Source organism: Streptomyces sp. NPDC014864 (assembly GCF_043081525.1).
Lineage (GTDB): Bacteria > Actinomycetota > Actinomycetes > Streptomycetales > Streptomycetaceae > Streptomyces.
Map to the genome: position 1 here is coordinate 79,765 of NZ_JBIBWT010000009.1, position 18,093 is coordinate 97,857.

15 protein-coding genes, 1 tRNA gene and 1 riboswitch are annotated in these 18,093 nt (G+C 72.1%); of the genes, 3 read left to right on the forward strand and 13 right to left on the reverse strand.

Annotation, left to right across the window (positions count from 1 at the left end; translation table 11 throughout):
* Positions 1 to 59: 59 nt before the first annotated feature.
* Positions 60 to 320, forward strand: coding sequence for a hypothetical protein (locus ACF1A5_RS18375; RefSeq protein WP_392193888.1), 261 nt, complete (start codon positions 60 to 62; stop codon positions 318 to 320).
* Positions 321 to 420: 100 nt separating this feature from the next.
* Here ACF1A5_RS18375 and ACF1A5_RS18380 read toward each other — a convergent pair.
* Positions 421 to 506 (reverse strand) — tRNA-Leu (locus ACF1A5_RS18380).
* Between the two features lie 391 nt (positions 507 to 897).
* Here ACF1A5_RS18380 and ACF1A5_RS18385 point away from each other — a divergent pair.
* Together ACF1A5_RS18385 and ACF1A5_RS18390 are read left to right on the forward strand one after the other, a co-directional pair.
* Positions 898 to 1,689 (forward strand): ABC transporter ATP-binding protein, encoded by a 792-nt coding sequence (locus ACF1A5_RS18385; RefSeq protein WP_392193889.1) that lies wholly within the window; start codon positions 898 to 900, stop codon positions 1,687 to 1,689.
* A 37-nt stretch (positions 1,690 to 1,726) separates the two neighbouring features.
* Complete coding sequence (locus ACF1A5_RS18390) at positions 1,727 to 4,255, forward strand: ABC transporter permease (protein ID WP_392193890.1); 2,529 nt, start codon at positions 1,727 to 1,729, stop codon at positions 4,253 to 4,255.
* A gap of 71 nt (positions 4,256 to 4,326) precedes the next feature.
* Here ACF1A5_RS18390 and ACF1A5_RS18395 read toward each other — a convergent pair whose 3' ends face one another.
* From ACF1A5_RS18395 to ACF1A5_RS18450, 12 genes are all read right to left on the reverse strand, one after another.
* Positions 4,327 to 5,637, reverse strand: coding sequence for a class I SAM-dependent methyltransferase (locus tag ACF1A5_RS18395; RefSeq protein WP_392193891.1), 1,311 nt, complete (start codon positions 5,635 to 5,637; stop codon positions 4,327 to 4,329).
* A 270-nt stretch (positions 5,638 to 5,907) separates the two neighbouring features.
* Entirely contained in the window at positions 5,908 to 7,311 is a 1,404-nt protein-coding gene (locus ACF1A5_RS18400) for an NAD(P)/FAD-dependent oxidoreductase (RefSeq protein ID WP_392193892.1), read from the reverse strand.
* Between the two features lie 433 nt (positions 7,312 to 7,744).
* A complete protein-coding gene (locus ACF1A5_RS18405; RefSeq protein WP_392193893.1) occupies positions 7,745 to 8,686 on the reverse strand; it encodes an exopolyphosphatase in 942 nt (313 codons plus the stop codon).
* Positions 8,683 to 9,210 (reverse strand): DUF501 domain-containing protein, encoded by a 528-nt coding sequence (locus ACF1A5_RS18410; RefSeq protein ID WP_356188646.1) that lies wholly within the window; start codon positions 9,208 to 9,210, stop codon positions 8,683 to 8,685. The genes ACF1A5_RS18405 and ACF1A5_RS18410 overlap by 4 nt, the downstream gene beginning before the upstream one ends.
* Before the next feature lie 26 nt (positions 9,211 to 9,236).
* The gene (locus ACF1A5_RS18415) at positions 9,237 to 9,707 is read right to left on the reverse strand and encodes a septum formation initiator family protein (protein ID WP_392193894.1); all 471 of its coding nucleotides are present in this window, start codon (positions 9,705 to 9,707) and stop codon (positions 9,237 to 9,239) included.
* Between the two features lie 215 nt (positions 9,708 to 9,922).
* A complete protein-coding gene (eno, locus tag ACF1A5_RS18420; RefSeq protein WP_392193895.1) occupies positions 9,923 to 11,224 on the reverse strand; it encodes a phosphopyruvate hydratase in 1,302 nt (433 codons plus the stop codon).
* A 318-nt stretch (positions 11,225 to 11,542) separates the two neighbouring features.
* Positions 11,543 to 12,211 (reverse strand): transglycosylase family protein, encoded by a 669-nt coding sequence (locus ACF1A5_RS18425; protein WP_392193896.1) that lies wholly within the window; start codon positions 12,209 to 12,211, stop codon positions 11,543 to 11,545.
* A gap of 3 nt (positions 12,212 to 12,214) precedes the next feature.
* Positions 12,215 to 12,381, reverse strand: a riboswitch (cyclic di-AMP (ydaO/yuaA leader).
* A gap of 182 nt (positions 12,382 to 12,563) precedes the next feature.
* Positions 12,564 to 13,607 carry a transglycosylase family protein gene (locus ACF1A5_RS18430; RefSeq protein ID WP_392193897.1) on the reverse strand — a complete coding sequence of 348 codons (1,044 nt, stop codon included), beginning with the start codon at positions 13,605 to 13,607 and terminating at the stop codon, positions 12,564 to 12,566.
* A 193-nt stretch (positions 13,608 to 13,800) separates the two neighbouring features.
* Entirely contained in the window at positions 13,801 to 15,237 is a 1,437-nt protein-coding gene (locus tag ACF1A5_RS18435; RefSeq protein WP_392193898.1) for a cytochrome P450, read from the reverse strand.
* Positions 15,238 to 15,368: 131 nt separating this feature from the next.
* Positions 15,369 to 16,391, reverse strand: a complete 1,023-nt coding sequence (locus ACF1A5_RS18440; protein WP_392193899.1) for a nucleoside triphosphate pyrophosphohydrolase — start codon at positions 16,389 to 16,391, stop codon at positions 15,369 to 15,371.
* Positions 16,392 to 16,557: 166 nt separating this feature from the next.
* Positions 16,558 to 17,205, reverse strand: coding sequence for a SurA N-terminal domain-containing protein (locus tag ACF1A5_RS18445; protein ID WP_392193900.1), 648 nt, complete (start codon positions 17,203 to 17,205; stop codon positions 16,558 to 16,560).
* Between the two features lie 239 nt (positions 17,206 to 17,444).
* Positions 17,445 to 18,071 carry a hypothetical protein gene (locus tag ACF1A5_RS18450; protein WP_392193901.1) on the reverse strand — a complete coding sequence of 209 codons (627 nt, stop codon included), beginning with the start codon at positions 18,069 to 18,071 and terminating at the stop codon, positions 17,445 to 17,447.
* Positions 18,072 to 18,093: the final 22 nt, after the last annotated feature.

Consider the following 18,093-nt stretch of genomic DNA (forward strand, 5'->3'; position numbering starts at 1 on the left):
TAGTCTCTCGCTTGCCCGAGACGCGAGAGCCGCACGACCCGGGCTCCCAGGGGGGAAGTGTGTTGTTCGTGCATGGCGGCCCGACCACGGCCGTGGTCCGTGGCCCCGCCGGAGAATCGGTCGTCCTGCTGTCCGGCGAGTTGCCCGAGGTGCTCACCGACGAGGCGCTCGCCGAGCTCCTGGACCTGGCCGCCGCCATCCTGGATGCGGACGAACTGGTCCTGTTCCACCAATGTCTGCAGACCCTGCGCCGCAACGGAATGCGTGCGGGCCGCCGCATCGAGAGAGGCGGTCTCGTCCTCACCGTCTACGAAGGCTGACCCCATTCGAGGCACAGGCTTTCGAAGGGTGAAGACGGGGGGTGAACACAGGGGGAACACGCGCGCGCCGCCGCGGGGGACGGTGGCGCCGCGCGGTCGGTGGTGCCCGGAACCGGACTTGAACCGGTACGCCCGCGAGGGGCAGCGAGGTTTAAGCTCGCCGTGTCTGCATTCCACCATCCGGGCAGGCCATGGGCTCCGCATCGAGATCCCTGACCCTATCGGGGCGCCTCCCGCGAACAGTGGGCAGGCAACCCGATGTTGTCTTATTTTATTGATGTCTGAGGGAGCATCAGCAACCGGAACAGGCCATCAGCACTTGCCAAGAGCCTTCCGTGGAGCCGGCCGTCGCGCATGCGAAATGACGGAATTTCACCCTCTGAACAAGGACGCTCCACCTGTTCTTGACGACGGCCTCCTCAGGGGCGGCCGTCATCCCCAGGTATGACGCGGACGGTCCCGGTCCGTCCCCGGTCGCCCCCCGGAACCGGAGCAGCGGCTGACTACACCGGCGCGATCGGCGGACACGATGGACGACGTCCCTTCGAACACCGTCGTCCCGTCAGGAGCGCCCCCCGTGACCACCTCCTCCATCGCCGGCCGGACCACCGCCGTGGCCGCGCGCGCCACGGATCTGTCGAAGATCTACGGACAGGGCGAGACCCAGGTGGTCGCCCTCGACCGGGTCTCCGTCGACTTCCGGCAGGCCGAGTTCACCGCGATCATGGGCCCGTCCGGCTCGGGCAAGTCCACGCTGATGCACTGCGTGGCCGGTCTGGACACCTTCTCCTCCGGCTCGGTGCGCATCGGCGAGACGGAGCTGGGCTCGCTGAAGGACAAGCAGCTGACCCGGCTGCGCCGGGACAAGATCGGCTTCATCTTCCAGGCGTTCAACCTGCTGCCGACGCTGAACGCCCTGGAGAACATCACCCTCCCGATGGACATCGCGGGCCGCAGGCCGGACCGGGAGTGGCTGGACACGGTGATCCGGATGGTGGGGCTGTCCGACCGGCTCGGACACCGGCCCGCGCAGCTGTCCGGCGGCCAGCAGCAGCGCGTCGCCGTCGCCCGCGCGCTAGCGTCCAGGCCCGACATCGTCTTCGGTGACGAACCCACCGGCAACCTCGACTCGCGCTCGGGCGCCGAGGTGCTCGGCTTCCTGCGCAACTCCGTACGGGAGCTGGGCCAGACGGTGGTGATGGTGACCCACGACCCGGTGGCGGCCGCGTACGCGGACCGGGTGGTGTTCCTCGCCGACGGCCGGATCGTGGACGAGGTGCACGAGCCGACCGCGCAGGCGGTCCTCGACCGGATGCGGCACCTGCCCGGTGGAAACCCCCAAGCGGACACCGAGGGCCGCACCCGCTGATCACCGCCGACCCCGTACCCCTGGACTGAGACAACCCATGTTCCGCACCGCCTTGCGCAATGTCAGCGCGCACAAGGGCCGGCTCCTCATGACCGTGCTCGCCGTGATGCTCGGCGTCGCCTTCGTGTCGGGGACCCTGGTCTTCACCAACACCCTCTCCGACGCCTACCGGAAGAGCTCCGCCAAGGGCTTCGGCCAGGTCGACGTGGCCGTACGGCCCGCGTACCGGGAGAGCGAGGGCGACCGGCTCGGAAAGGCGCCCGAGCTGACCCAGGCCCTGCTGGACCGCAGCGCCCGCGTGCCGGGCGCCGCCTCCGCCGTCGGTGTCGTCGGCGGTTTCACGGCGCTCGCCGACAAGCACGGCAAGCTGATCGGCGGCGGCTTCCAGTCGCAGGGCGGCAACTTCTGGGGCACCGACGACCCCCGGTACCCGCTCAGGAGCGGCACCGCCCCGCACGGCCGCGACCAGGTCGCCATCGACTCCGAGACCGCGCGGCGGGCCGGCTACCGGGTCGGCGACACCGTGCGCCTCTCGGTCGACGGCCCGGTGCTGACCCCGACGATCAGCGGGATCTTCACCACCGACGACGGCAACGTCGCGGCCGGTGGCAGCCTCGCCCTCTTCGACACCGCGACCGCCCAGCGGCTGTTCGGCAAACCGGGCACGTACGACGAGATCGACGTGCGGGCCAGGCCCGGCACCGGCCAGGCGGCCCTGAAGGCCCAGCTCGACCGGGCGCTGCCGAAGGGGACGGCCGAGACCACGACCGGCGCGCGGCTCGCCGACGACCAGGCGCGGGCGATCTCCGCCTCGATGAGCGGGCTGCGCCAGGGCCTGCTGGTCTTCGCCGGGATCGCGCTCTTCGTGGGCACGTTCATCATCGCCAACACCTTCACCATGCTGGTCGCCCAGCGCACGAAGGAGCTCGCGCTGCTGCGCGCGGTCGGCGCCTCCCGCCGGCAGGTCACCCGCTCGGTGCTGATCGAGGCGTTCGTGGTGGGCACGGTGGCCGCCGTGACCGGGCTGGTCGCGGGCGTCGGCATCGGCGCCGGGCTCAGGTCCCTGATGGGCACCTTGGGCGCGACCGTCCCCGACGGGCCGCTGGTCGTCACGCCCGGCACGGCCGGCGCCGCCCTCGCGGTCGGTGTCCTGGTCACCATGCTGGCCGCCTGGCTGCCCGGCCGCCGGGCCGCGAAGATCCCGCCGGTCGCGGCGATGAGCAGCGTGCACGCCAAGGCGACGGCCAAGTCGCTGGTGCTGCGCAACACGCTGGGCGCGCTGTTCGCCGCCGCGGGTGTCGCCGTCGTCCTGGCGGCCACGACGATGGACGGCACCGACGGACAGGCGCCCATGGGGCTCGGCGCGGTGCTGCTGATCATCGGCGTGTTCGTGCTGACCCCCCTGCTGTCCCGCCCGCTGATCGCGGCGGCGGGCCCGCTGCTGCGCGGCTTCGGGGTCTCCGGCAAGCTGGCCCGGCAGAACGCGGTGCGCAACCCGCGCCGTACGGCGGCCACGGCGTCCGCGCTGATGATCGGCCTGACCCTGATCACCGGCATGACGGTGATGGCGGGCAGCCTGCAGACGTCGATCGACAAGATGGCGTCCGCCGCGATCCGGGCCGACTACGTGGTGTCGATGGCGAACGGCAACGCGCTCTCCCCCGGCGTGGACCGCAAGCTGCGCGCCACCGAGGGCGTGACGGCGACCAGCCCGATGCGCAACGCGCCCTCCCGCATCGACGACCGGACCGAGTACCTGACCGGTGTCGAGGGCCGCGCGTTCGGCGAGCTGACCGACCTGAAGGTCGACGACGGCTCCTTCACGGTCGCCGGCACCCGGGTCGTCGTGGACCACGACACGGCCGCCTCGCACCACTGGAGGGCCGGTTCGGGCTTCACGGTCGCCTACGAGGACGGCCGCAGGCAGCGCCTGACGGTCGCCGGGATCTACGAGGGCAACGACATGATCCGCGGCATCATGCTCGACAACGCCACCCTCGCCCCGCACCAGAGCGACCCGGCCGACATGCAGGTCCTGGTCAAGACGGCGAACGGCGCGTCCGCCGCCACCAAGGACCGGCTGGTCAGGGCGCTCGGCTCCAACCCGGCCGTCAAGGTCCAGAGCAAGCGGGACCTCTCCGACGACATCGCGAAGATGTTCACGCTGATGCTGAACATGCTCTACGGCCTGCTGGCCATGGCGGTGATCGTGGCGGTCCTCGGGGTCATCAACACCCTGGCGATGTCGGTGTTCGAGCGCTCGCAGGAGATCGGGATGCTCCGCGCGATCGGCCTGGACCGCACGGGCGTCAAGCGGATGGTCCGCCTGGAGTCGCTGGTGATCTCCCTGTTCGGCGGGGTGCTCGGTATCGGCCTGGGCGTGTTCTTCGGCTGGGCGGCCGGTGAGCTGCTCGGCACGAAGATGGCGACCTACGAACTGGTCCTGCCCTGGGCGCGGATGGCGCTCTTCCTGCTGCTGGCGGCGGCGGTCGGCGTCCTGGCCGCGCTCTGGCCGGCCCGGCGGGCGGCCCGCCTGAACACGCTTCAGGCGATCAAGTCCGAGTAGCGCCCGGGCGGCGGTACACGCGCCGGGGCCCCGTTCCTCCCGGGAACGGGGCCCTGTGGCGTGCCGGGGTGCTACGGCTGACGCGTCACCCAGGTGCGGGCGCGCAGGGGCAGACCCGACGCGCCCGACTCGGTACTCCGTACCGCCAGCACCTGGTTGACGCCGATGCGGTTGCGCTCGAAGGCGAGGGCGGAGGCGGCCATGTACAGGCGCCAGACCCGGGCGCGGCCGGGGCCGGCGAGCTGGGCGGCGCGGGGCCAGTGCGCCTCCAGGTTGGCGACCCAGCGGCGCAGGGTGAGCGCGTAGTGCTCGCGGATCGCCTCCACGTCCCGCACCTCGAACCCGGCGCGTTCCAGCTGGGTCACCGTGGTGCCGACCGGGGCGAGTTCGCCGTCCGGGAAGACGTAGGCGTCGATGAACGCGTCCACCTGGTACGCCGTCTCGTCGCGCTGCGGACGGCGGGCGATCTGGTGGTTGAGCAGCCGCCCGCCCGGCCCGAGCAGGGAGTGCAGGACGGTGGCGTACTCCAGGTAGCGGTCCGCGCCGACGTGTTCGGCCATGCCGATGGAGGAGATGGCGTCGAAGGGGCCGTCGTCGACGTCCCGGTAGTCCTGGACGCGGATCTCCACCCGGTCGGTGAGCCCCTCGTCGGCGACGCGTTTGCGGGCGTAGGCCGCCTGCTCCTGGGACAGGGTGATGCCCACGACGCGCACGCCGTGCTCGCGGGCGGCGTGGATCGCCATGGAGCCCCAGCCGCAGCCCACGTCGAGCAGCCGCTGTCCCGGCGTCAGATCCAGCTTGCGGCTGACGAGTTCGAGCTTGTCGCGCTGGGCCTCTTCGAGGGTGCCGTCGGGTTCCGGGGCCCGCCAATAGGCGCAGGAGTACACCATCGAGGGGCCGAGGACGAGTTCGTAGAAGTCGTTGCCCACGTCGTAGTGGTGGCTGATCGCCCGCTTGTCGCTGCGCCGGGTGTGCCGGCCGCCGCGGCGGCCGCGGACCTCCTCGGGAGGCGGGGCGGGCGGCAACGGGAGGCCTCCGAGCCGGACCAGGCCGCGGACGGCGGACCGCACCTCGGGGTCGCGCAGCGCCTCGGTCAGGGTCCGGGCGTCGTCGTCCCGCTCCCAGACGAGACCCGAGAGCAGTTCGAGCGCGGCGTACAGATCCCCCTCGATCTCCAGGTCGCCGGCGACCCAGGCGCGGGCGAGACCCAGCTCGCCCGGCTTCCACAGCAGCCGGCGCAGGGCCCGGCGATTGCGGACGACGAGCGTCGGCGCGTCCGGCGGGCCGGCCTGCGAACCGTCCCAGGCGCGGACACGCACCGGCAGCGGTACCCCCAGCAACTGTTCCAGCAGACCCTGCAGCCGCAGCGCGGCATCGGCCATGGCGCACACCTCCGTGACGAGTGATCCGGGAAGTTCCTCATCTGATCCGGGATGTTCCTCATCACGTAAACACCTGTGGGGCGACTATGCAGTCCCCCACGCGCGTTACGTCTGCGCAAACCCTCGCGCACACCCGCCCCTCCCGCCCGCCGCCGCGCCCCCGTGTCCCCCGGATGCCGGGGCCGGGACCGGCCGTCCGCGTACGACGAAGGGGGCCGCCCGCACCACGGATGGCGGGCGGCCCCCTGCGGGGTGTCGGGTGACCGGAGGTCAGGAGGCCTTGGCCTTCTCCTCGGTCTTGGCGGCGGCCGGGGCCCCCGCCTTCACGGCCGGAGCCGGAGCCGGCTTGGCGGCCTCGTAGAACTCCTCGCGCGGGTTCTCCATGGCGCCGAGGGAGACGACCTCGCGCTTGAGGAACATGGCGAGCGTCCAGTCGGCGAAGACGCGGATCTTGCGGTTCCAGGTCGGCATGGCCAGACCGTGGTAGCCGCGGTGCATGTACCAGGCGAGACGGCCCTTGAGCTTGATCTTCATCTTGCCCATGACGATCATCGCGACGCCCTTGTGCAGGCCGAGGCCCGCGACCGCGCCCTTGTTGGCGTGGCTGTACTCCTTCTGCGGGAAGCCCCGCATACCGGAGACCACGTTGTCGCCGAGGACCCTGGCCTGGCGCAGCGCGTGCTGGGCGTTCGGCGGGCACCAGGCGTTCTCCACACCGGCCTTGCGGGCGGCGAGATCGGGCACCTGGGCGTTGTCGCCGGCGGCCCAGATGTAGTCCGTGCCCTGCACCTGGAGGGTGGGCGCGCAGTCGACGTGACCGCGCGGACCGAGCGGGAGGCCGAAGCGCGACAGCACCGGGTTCGGCTTGACGCCGGCCGTCCAGACGATCGTGTTGGAGTCGACCTCGAGGCCGTTCTTCAGCACGACGTGGCCGTCGACGCAGGAGTCCATGGAGGTGGACAGGTAGACCTCGACACCGCGGCCCTCGAGGTGCTCCTTGCCGTACTGGCCGAGCTTCGGCCCGACCTCGGGGAGGATCTTGTCGGCGGCGTCGACGAGGATGAAGCGCATGTCCTCGCGGGACACGTTGGTGTAGTACTTGGCCGCGTCCCGGGCCATGTCCTCGACCTCGCCGATGGTCTCGGCGCCGGCGAAGCCGCCGCCGATGAAGACGAAGGTGAGCGCCTTGCGGCGGATCTCCTCGTCGGTCGTGGAGTCGGCCTTGTCGAGCTGCTCGAGGACGTGGTTGCGCAGGCCGATGGACTCCTCGATGCCCTTCATGCCGATGCCCTGCTCGGCGAGGCCGGGGATCGGGAAGGTGCGGGAGACCGCGCCCATCGCGATGACCAGGTAGTCGAAGGGCAGCTCGTACGCCTCGCCCACCAGCGGGGCGATCGTGGCGACCTTGCGGTCCTGGTCGATGGTGGTGACCCGGCCGGTGAGGACCTCCGCCTTGGGGAGCACGCGTCGCAGCGGGACGACGACGTGACGCGGGGAGATGCTGCCGGCGGCGGCTTCGGGGAGGAAGGGCTGGTAGGTCATGTACGACCGGGGGTCGACGACCGTGACGGTCGCCTCTCCGTAGCGCATCTTCTTGAGGATGCGCCGAGCTGCGTACAGGCCTACGTACCCACCGCCTACTACGAGGATCCTGGGACGCTCCGTGGTGCTCATGGCATCGAGTATCCACCCGTCCCAGGGGGGTCGCTCGTGCGCCCCTTCACAAGCTCCGGCGGCCCCTGTGTTAAACTCCGCGGCCCGCGTGACGCAGGTCATCTCGGCGGAGGGAACTCCTCGCACCTCACGGCCCGTTGTCCACGCCGTGTGAGCTGCCCGTCAGGCCCTCCCGGGGCCCCGGACCGGGCCTCTGCCGCACTCTTCCGGAACGCCCGCACCCCGCTCCCCCGAGCGGCCCTGAGGGCCCGTCGATGACCCGAAAGGACCAACGGAGGGCCTTTCGGCCCCTGGCGGTCCCGAAATCCTTGTGAAGAACTTCACGAACTTTTCCGGCGGAGCGTCGCCGAGGGGTGCGCGAGGCCCCCTCGGACGCGCTCATACGTTATACGGCCCTGCTCAGCCGAGGCTACTGATCGGTAGCAAAGGAGACCTAGGCCACCGACCACGCGATGCCGTCGAGGATGTCGTGCTCGCTGACGACGACCTCCTCGGCACCGATCCGCTCCATGATCGCCAGCAGGACCAGCGCGCCCGCGCCGATCACGTCGACCCGGCCCGGGTGCATGGACGGGATCGCCGCGCGCTCGGCGTGGGTGGAGTGCAGCAGCCGCTCGGTGATCTCGCGGACGCGGTCGTGCGAGACGCGGGAGTGGTGGATGGCGGCGGAGTCGTAGGCGGGCAGGTCCTGCGCGATCGCCGACACCGTCGTCACCGACCCGGCCAGGCCCACCAGCGTGCGCGCCTCGCGCAGCGGCACCGTCCGCTCGGCGAGGTCGAGGGCCGCCTCGACGTCCGCCCTTATCGCGGCGATCTGCTCCTCGGTGGGCGGGTCGGCGACGACCCCGTCCCGCACCAGGTGACGCTCCGTCATCCGTACGCAGCCCACGTCGACGGAGCGTGCCGCCCGCACGTGGTCGTCGCCGACGACGAACTCGGTGGAGCCGCCGCCGATGTCCACGACCAGGAAGGGCCTGGCCAGGTCCGCGCGCCCGGTCAGCTCCTTCGTGGCGCCGGTGAAGGAGAACTCCGCCTCCTGCTCGCCGGAGATGACCTCGGGCTCGACGCCGAGGATGTCCAGCACCCCGCGCACGAACTCGTCCCGGTTCTCCGCGTCCCGGGAGGCGGAGGTGGCCACGAAGCGCAGCCGCTCGGCGCCGTGCTCCTTGACGACCTCGGCGTACTCGCGGCAGGCCGCGAAGGTCCGCTCCAGCGCCTCGGGGGCGAGCCGCCCGGTGCGGTCGACGCCCTGGCCGAGGCGCACGATGGTCATGCGCCGGTCCAGTTCGACGAGTTCGCCCGTCCCGGGGTTCGCGTCGGCGACGAGCAGCCGGATGGAGTTCGTACCGCAGTCGACGGCGGCCACCCGGGTCACCGGTCCTCCTCCGGCACCGTCACGCAGGCGCCCTTCGCCCACCACTCGGGCAGCATCGCGAGCGCCTCGTCGCCGAGCGGGTTGACGCCCGGCCCGGCGGCCAGCGAGTGGGCGACCAGGACGTGCAGGCACTTGACCCGGTCCGGCATCCCGCCGGCGCTCGGGAAGCCCGTCAGCTCCTCGATCTCGTCCCGGCGCCGGATGTAGTCCTCGTGCGCGGCGCGGTAGGCGGCGGCGAGTTCGGGGTCGGTCCCCAGCCGCTCCGTCATCTCCTTCATCACGCCGTTGGCCTCCAGGGTGCCGATCGCGGAGGCCGCCTTGGGGCACGTCAGGTAGTACAGCGTGGGGAAGGGGGTGCCGTCGGGCAGCCGCGGGGCCGTCTCGACGACGTCCGGCTGCCCGCAGGGGCACCGGTGGGCGATCGCGCGCAGCCCGCGGGGCGGGCGCCCGAGCTGCTGCTTGAAGGCCTCGACGTCCGCGTCGGTGGGCTCGGTGCGCGGGGTCGTGGGCGGTGGCGTTTCCATGCCTTGCTTTCTGTGCGTCGGTCCGTTCACTGGTCGGAGGCGTCGGACTTGTCGACTCCGTCCCAGACGTTCACGTACCAGGGGCGGCGGGCCGCCGCCAGGTCGAAGCGCGACTGCCTGGCCCGGCCCGGGTCGACGACCACGAAGCCGGTCTCGCCGGGCAGCACGTAGTGCAGCCGCAGCCGGATCTGCTGCCGGGCGTACGCGTCGTCCTGCCAGCGTGCCTTGAGGTCGCGCAGCTGCTTCACCCGTTCCTGGGCCTGCCGCTTCTGCTGCTGGAGCTCGTCGATCTCGGCGCGCTGGGAGACGTACTGGCGCATCGGGTACGCCAGGGCGACCACCAGCGAGCAGACCACGAGCGCCAGCAGCGCCGCGCGCCCGGTGAGCCGGGAGCGGCGGGCCTGCCGCCGGGTCTGGGAGCGGTAGACGCGGGCCGCGGTCTGCTCGCCGAGCAGCCTGAGCCTGGTCGCGGTGGAGAACCGGTCCCGGTCGGTCACGTCCTCCCACCTCGACTCACTACGCCGGTCACCTCTGCCTCCTGCCGGGGGTCCGGGGGCCGTCCCCCGGGACGGCGCAGTACAGCCATCGTCCCCGCCTCCCGTGGGTCGGCACACACACGCGTACGTCCCCGGACACGGTACGGGACCGGGTACGGGGACGTACGTGCGACTGGCCAGGCCTCACCCGGGGTTGACCCCGGGCCGGGACGGGGTCAGACCTTGGAGACCTCGACGTTCCCCTTGAAGCGCGGGAACGCGCTGCGGCCGGCGTACACCGCGGCGTCGTCCAGGATCTCCTCGATGCGCAGCAGCTGGTTGTACTTGGCGACGCGCTCGGAGCGGGCCGGGGCGCCGGTCTTGATCTGGCCGCAGTTGGTGGCGACGGCCAGGTCGGCGATGGTGACGTCCTCGGTCTCGCCGGAGCGGTGGGACATCATGCACTTGAAGCCGTTGCGCTGGGCCAGCTCGACCGCGTCGAGGGTCTCGGTCAGCGAGCCGATCTGGTTGACCTTGACCAGCAGCGCGTTGGCGGCGCCCTCGTCGATGCCCCGGGCCAGGCGCTCCGGGTTGGTGACGAACAGGTCGTCGCCGACGAGCTGGACCTTGTCGCCGAGCTGGTCGGTGATGGTCTTCCAGCCCTCCCAGTCGTCCTCGAACAGCGGGTCCTCGATGGAGACCAGCGGGTACGCGGCCACGAGCTCGGCGTAGTAGTCGGTCATCTCGGCGGCCGTGCGGGCCTTGCCCTCGAAGAGGTAGGAGCCGTCCTTGTAGAACTCGGACGCGGCGACGTCGAGCGCCAGGGCGATCTGCTCGCCGGGGGTGTAGCCGGCCTCCTTGATCGCCTCGAGGATGAGGTCCAGGGCCTCGCGGTTGGAGCCGAGGTTGGGGGCGAAGCCGCCCTCGTCGCCGAGACCGGTGGACAGGCCCTTGCTCTTCAGGACCTTCTTCAGGGTGTGGTAGACCTCGGTGCCCCAGCGCAGGGCCTCGGAGAAGGACTCCGCGCCGATCGGGGCGATCATGAACTCCTGGATGTCCACGTTGGAGTCGGCGTGCGAACCGCCGTTCAGGATGTTCATCATCGGCACCGGCAGCAGGTGCGCGTTCGGGCCGCCCAGGTAGCGGAAGAGCGGGAGGTCGCTGGCCTCGGAGGCGGCGTGGGCGACGGCGAGGGAGACGCCGAGGATGGCGTTGGCGCCGAGGGAGCCCTTGTTGTCGGTGGCGTCCAGGTCGAACATGGCCTGGTCGATCAGGCGCTGCTCGGTGGCGTCGTAGCCGACCAGCTCCGGGCCGATCTGCTCGATGACGGCGAGGACGGCCTTCTCGACGCCCTTGCCGTGGTAGCGGCCCGGGTCACCGTCGCGGAGCTCGATGGCCTCGAAGGCGCCGGTGGAGGCGCCGGACGGGACGGCGGCACGACCCGTGCTGCCGTCGTCGAGGCCGACCTCGACCTCGACCGTGGGGTTGCCTCGGGAGTCCAGGATTTCCCGGGCTACGACGACGTCGATGGACGGCACGAGCATCTCCTTCGTGGATGTGACGCTGGTTGTGCGGGGCTGGGTGCCTTGCGCCTAGAGCCTAACCGCCACGGGCCGCCGGCCGACCGACCGACCGTCCCGTGGACAGGCTGACCGTACCCATTGTTCACGCGCGGAACAAAGAGGCCGGGGAAACCGGGACCACGTGGAGAGACAAAAAGCCCCGCCCCGGGTGCGTACGGGGGAACACGCACCGGGGCGGGGAGCCCGTGAGGGCGGGAAGCGGCCCCTCGCGTGACCCCAAGGGGGGCGAGGTCACGCGCGGGAGGGGCCGGTGGTCCGGCTAGGGGGCCGCTGTCACTTCAGGTGCAGCTGCTGGCCCGGGTAGATCAGGTTGGCGTCCTGGACGATGTCCTTGTTCAGCTCGAACAGCTTCTTCCAGCCGCCCTGCACCTTGTGCTTCTGGGCGATGGTGCTGAGAGTGTCGCCGGCGACCACCTTGTACTCGCCGTCACCCTTCTTGACCTTCTTGCCGGTCGGGGTGGTGACGGTCTTCTTGGCGGCCGGACGCGTCGCGGAGCGGTTGGCGGCCTGCTTCTCGGTGGAGCGGGTGGTGGTGCTCTTCGTCGAAGTGCCGGTGCCACCGTTGTACGGGGTGCTGGACAGGTTCTTGCCGCAGACCGGCCAGGCGCCCTTGCCCTGGCTCGCGAGAACCTTCTCGGCGACGGCGATCTGCTGCGACTTGCTGGCCAGGTCGGCGCGGGAGGCGTAGGCGGTGCCACCGAAGGCGGCCCAGGTGGAGTTGGTGAACTGCAGACCGCCGTAGAAGCCGTTGCCCGTGTTGATGGACCAGTTGCCACCGGACTCGCACTGGGCGACCGCGTCCCACTCGGAGGCGGTGGCGGCGGAGGCCGTGCCGGTCGCCATCAGCGGGGCGGCGACGGCGGCGCCGGTGACACCGGCGAGGGCGATGGCACGGGTGGCCTTGGACGGACGACGGTGCTTGCCCTTGCTCGAAAACAGCATGGTGGATCCCCTCACCGACGCCTGCGAGGTGAGCTGTCGGGTTCGGGCCGGTTGAGTTGCCCGGCCGTGCCCCTTGCGGCGCACGGCTTCACCCCTAGCCGGTCCGGCTCAACCGCCGGACACGGCACTTACCTTGGGTCCCCCGCTCCTGCCTACGGCGCATGACGCGACGACTGGTCCCGGGCGGCCGCTGGCAGGATTCGGCGTTGCGACAGCCGGGGCTCGTGGTGACGAGCGGACACGACCGTAGGCACGCGATCCGGGGAATTTCAAAGACGATCAGGGCTTCTGAGACCCATCCCACACTTTCACCTAATCGGACATTAGGTGCTAAATGCTCCCCGAACTCCCCCTACTTTTGGGTGGTTTCGGTAGGGAGATCAAGGGTCTGACCGGCGAAAATGTGATTCGGGTCGGCGCCGATCGCATCCTTGTTCGCCGCATAGAGCGAACGCCATCCGCCGTCGAGGTCAAGGGAGTCGGCGATGGACGCGAGCGAGTCCCCGGCACGGACGGTGTACGAGTCGTCCACCGTGGCGCGCGCGTCGGCGTCGCCGCGCGAGGCGTGCCGGCCGGAGGAGGTGTCGAACCGGACGTCGGCCGGGTCCTCGGCCGCGCTGCCGCCGCGGTGCCGGCCGCCGCCGATGGAGCCGGTGTCCACCAGCGCGGAAGAACCGCCGACTTGGGCGTAGTTGTCCGAGTAGTCCACCTCGGGAGACATCGAGGGTGAGCTGCTGGAGTCATGCGATGCACCGGCATCAGCGGATGTGTCGGACTTGCCCGATTCACCCTTCGCGCCGGACGGCGAGGACGACGAGGGCGAAGTCGAGGGCGTAGCGCTGGACTCGTCGGAGCCGGACGAACCGGACCTGTCGCGCGAAGAGCCGGACGAACCGGACGAATGGGAGATGCCCGGCGCCATGTTGGACAGTCCCGAGTCGGTCGAACCGGACGAATCGGAGGAGTCGGACGAGCCGGACGAGTCACCCCCCAGGCCGGTGTCGACGTTCGCCGCGCCGGAGTCCTTGGTGAGGCCGGACAGCAGACCGCAGGTGGGCCAGGCCCCGGGACCCCGGTCGGCGAGTATCTTCTCGGCGACCGATATCTGCTGGGACCGGCTGGCCTGGTCCGCGCTCGGGGCGAAGGAGACGCCGCCGTACTTCTCCCAGTCGTCCTGGGTCAACTGCAATCCGCCGTAGTAGCCGTTGCCGTTGTCGGCGCTCCAGGAGCCGCCGCTCTCGCACTCCGCCACCTTGTCCCACGTGGTGCCCTCGGCCGCGCTCGCGCCGGAGGCGGCGAGCAGCGGAAGGGCGATGGCGGATCCGGTCACACCGGCCGCGACGAGGATGGCCGGGGCCTGGCGGGGGCGACGGTGACGGCCGTTCCCGGGGAGCATGCGGAAGCCTTTCGCGTGACAGCGGTGACCGGCGCGGCGGGAAACGCTCTCCGCCACGCTGAAGCGTGAACGTAGCGGGTGCCGATCACTTGTCACAAGTTCATGCCGCGCAGATCACGTGAAGATCACATAGTTGAGAGCGTGTCACTTTTCCTTCACCGGCGCACCGGCCGGGGGACGACACCTGCCGTACTCAGCCAAGGGGCGTGAACCGGACGGGCAGCGTGCGCAGGCCGCGCATGATGAGCCCGCCGCGCCAGCGCAAGTCAGCCGGGTCCGCGTCGAGTCGGAGGTCCGGGAGCCGGGTCAGGAGGGTGGCGAGCGCGGTCTGGCCCTCCAGCCGGGCGAGCGGGGCGCCGAGGCAGTAGTGGATGCCGTGCCCGTAGCCGAGGTGCTGGTTGTCGCGCCGGCCGAGGTCGAGCACGTCCGGGTCGGCGAAGCGCGCGGGATCCCGGTCGGCGGCGGCGAGGACGACGAGGACCGGGTCGCCGGGCGCGATGTCCTGGCCGCCGATGGTGAGCGGCCGGGTGGCGAACCGCCAGGTGGCCAGCTCCACGGGGCCGTCGTAGCGCAGGAGTTCCTCGACCCCGCTCTCCAGCAGGCCGCGTTCCCCGGCCGCCAGCGACTCCTCCAGCCGACGGCGCTGCCCGGGATGGGTGAGCAGGGCGTAGGTGCCGTTGCCGATGAGGTTGACGGTCGTCTCGAAGCCCGCGAAGAGGAGGATGAAGGCCATCGCGGCGGCCTCGTTCTCGGTGAGGTGCTCACCGTGGTCGGAGGCGCGGATGAGACCGGAGATGAGGTCCTCGCCCGGACCGGGCTCGGCCGGGAGCGCCGCGCGCTTGCGGTGGATGAGGTCGGCGAGATAGCCGCGCATCCGCTTCACCGCCCGGGCGACCCCGCCCCGCGGGCCTCCCCCGTGCCGGATCATCATGCCCGCCCAGTCCCGGAAGTCGTCCTGGTCCTCGCGCGGGACGCCGAGCAGGTCGCAGATGGCGTAGATGGGGAGCGGGAAGGCGAACTCGTGGATGAGGTCGGCGGTGCCGCGCTCGGCGAACCGGTCGATGAGGTTGTCGGCCAGCTCCTGCACACGCGGCGCGAACTCGGCGACGCGGCGGGGCGTGAACGCCTTGCTGACCAGCCGGCGCAGCCGGGTGTGGTCCGGCGGGTCGATGTTGAGCAGATGGGTCATCAGCTCGGCCTTGCGCTCGCCGGGGATGCCGGTCTTGCCCTTGGCGTGCGCGGGCTCGTCGTGGTGCGCCGGGTTCTTGCTCAGCCGCTGGTCCGCCAGGGCCTGTCTGGCGTCGGCGTACCGGGTGACGAGCCAGGCCTCCACCCCGCTGGGCAGCCGGGTGCGGTGCACCGGGGCGTGCTCGCGCAGCCAGGCGTACGCCGGGTAGGGGTCGCTCGCGAACTCCCAGGTGAAGAGCTCGGGGGCGGGGCCGCCGGGGTCGGGCCGCCCGGGCGCGGGCCGGTCCGGCGCGGGCTCGTCCGGAGCCGGACGGGCCGCCGTGGTCGGGCCCGGCGCGGGCTGATCCGGGGTCGGCCGGCCCTGCGCGGGATCGTCCGGGACCTGCCGGGCCGAGGCAGGCTCGTCCGGAGCCGGACAGGCCGCCGTGGACGGGCCCGGCACGGGCTGGTCCGGGGTCGGCCGGCCCTGCGCAGACCGGCCCGATGCGGGCTGATCTGGGCTCGGCCGGTCCGACGCGGGCTGGCCGGGCGGGGGCTGGGCGGGTCCGGGGTGGTCCGGTGGGGGCTGGGCGGTCACTCCTCGACGTTATCCGGCCGCGCGGCGGCCGCTCGCTCCGTCTCCCTGATGGCGTCGCGGTAGGCGCGGGCCGCCGCGCGCAGCGCCGCCTCCGGGTCGACGCCCCCGGCCTCGGCGCGGGCGGCCATCGCCAGCAGCTCGTAGCCGACGCCCTCCGCCTTCGGCAGCGGCACGTCCAGGCCCGCCGTGCGCACCCGGGACGCCAGCTTCGCGGCCAGGGCGAGACCGGGCTGGCCGAGCGGGACGCCCTCGGTGACGGAGGTCCGGCGCTTCTCCTCGGCCTTGGTGCGCAGCCAGTGCTCCTTGACCTCCTCGGGGGTGGCGGCCGTCTCCTCCCCGAAGACATGCGGATGGCGGTGGATCAGCTTGGCGACGATGCCGCCGGCGACGTCGTCGATGGAGAACGGCGCCTCGGGGTCCTCCTCGGCGATACGGGCGTGGAAGACGACCTGGAGCAGGACGTCCCCGAGCTCCTCGCGCAGCTCGGCGCGGTCGCCGTCCTCGATCGCCTCGACGAGCTCGTACGCCTCCTCGATGCCGTACTTCGCCAGGCCCTGGTGGGTCTGGCGGGAGGACCAGGGGCACTCGGCACGGATACGGTCCATGACCTGGACCAGGTCGAGCAACCGGGCGCCCGGCAGGTCGTAGGAGGCGGGCAGCAGCTCCAGCTCCGGCATGACGATCCGGCCGGAGCCCGCGAGACGGGCGAGCCCGTCGGTCAGGGCCGGTTCGCCCTCACCGGTCGCCACCACCACGACCGTGCGGCCGCCGGCACAGGCCGCGACCAGCTCCTCGGCGGTCGGCGCCGCCTCGTCCACGGCCACGCCCGCCTCGCGCAGGTACGGCAGCTGCGGGTGCGCGCCGTCCGCGCACAGCACCCGGTCGGCCGCGTGCAGCGCCTGCCAGGCGGGCCAGGACAGCAGGCCCGGGGCGACCCGGTGGCTGGTCGTGAGCAGGACGACGCGGCCGGGGGCGGCGGCCGGCGCGTCCGGAGCGGCGTCGATGCTGGTGGTGTTCACGCTCCGAACGTAACGCACGGGACCGACGGCCCCGCGAGCCGTCCACGGAGGTCCGCCGGGCCCCGCGGGGGCTCGCCAGGGGCCGGGCGGACACCGCCGCCGGACCGCGCGCGCAAGGCGTGGGTGTCAGGCGCCCGTGTCAGGGCCTGCGTATCGGGCGTGCGCGTCAGGCCGTCTGCTGCGTGGTCTGCGTGGAGACCTCGCGCAGCCACGGGGACTTCGCCTCGACACGGCTGCTCTTCTGCACGTCCCAGCTGCCGTAGCGCGGGTTGAGGTCGATGCGCAGCGACCGGGAGGCGTCGGACAGGGCCTTCCAGAAGGCCGGCTGGCTGGTGTCGGCGTGCAGCTTGGTCGCCAGCTTCTGGGCCTCCAGCTGGAGGCGGAGGTTCTCGTCCAGACGCTTGGGCGGCACCCCGTACTGCTGGAGCCAGGCCGTCTGCAGCCCCTTGCGGCCGCCCGCCTGCCGCTCGAGACCGGTGCGCATCTGCTGGATCTCCCGGCGGCTGACGGAGACGCCCGCGTCCCGGGCGGCCCGGTCGAGGACCCGGTTGAGGACCAGCTGGTGCAGGGTGTCCCGGGCGAGCGTGCCGGTCCGGGCGACCACCCGTTCGTACTGCGCCGCGTCGGGCACCGCGGCGCGCTGCGCCCGCCGTACCTCGTCCACCCTGCTCTGCAGCTGCGCGACGGTGATCCGCTGCCCGTCGACCACGGCGGCGGCGCCGGGGTGGGCGTCGTTCCCGCAGGCGGTGAGGGCGGGGGCCGCAGCGGCGATCACGGTGGACAGGACGAGCGCGGTGCGACGGCGGCGGTGCAAGGAAGCCTCCCGAGGAGAGATTGTGCGACGGTGCACAAAGTCTTGCGATGATCGATGGTAGGCAGCGGCCGGGCTCCGGCCAACCCATTGGACCAACGATTCACCACGAGTTCGGGCACCGCCTCGCCGCCCGGGCCCTCAGCTCGCTCGCGCACCGCGGCACCCCCGGTGGCTCAACCCCGGTGGCTCAGCCCGCTCGCGCACAGCCGCACGGCCGCACCGCCTCGCCGCCCCGCAGCTCAGCTCCGGTCGCGCACCGCCCGCTCGACGGCCGCGGCCACGTCGGCGCGCACCCCGTCGCCAGCCGCGACCGTGGTCACGTTCCCGCCGGAGCGGCCACCGCCGCCGACCAGGACGAAGCCGACCTTCGCGTACCGCGGTGCGGTCTGGGCCGCCGCCGTGGTCTCGGGCCGGCCGACGGCCAGGACGACGTCGCAGGAGCGCTGCAGCATCCCGTTGAGGAAGGGCCGCGCGTTGCCGACGCTCTGCTCGCCGCTCACCTGGGAGTAGCTGACCCGGGCGTGGGTGGCGAGGGAGGCGTCCTGCATGCCCTGCCAGACGCGGGCGGCGGTGGTGCCGGTGATGCCGTCCTTGCCGGTGAGCAGGCAGGCGTCGGTCTCGGTGTAGTGCCGGGCGCGGGTCTCGGGGATGGGCGGCCGGTCGTCGTGCCCGAGCAGCAGCACGCCCGCCACGACCAGCGCGGCAACGACGGCCACCGCGCCCGCCGCGAGGGCGATGGTGCGCCCGCGCAGCGAGCGCAGCCAGGTGCCGGCGGCCCGCCCCACCCCGGCGAGCCGCCCGCCCTCCGGGGTCCGCGCGTCCTTCGCCGGACGCGCCTGCGTCACCTGTCTGACCTGCTTGGCCACGAGAACCGCCCGCTCCTGTCCC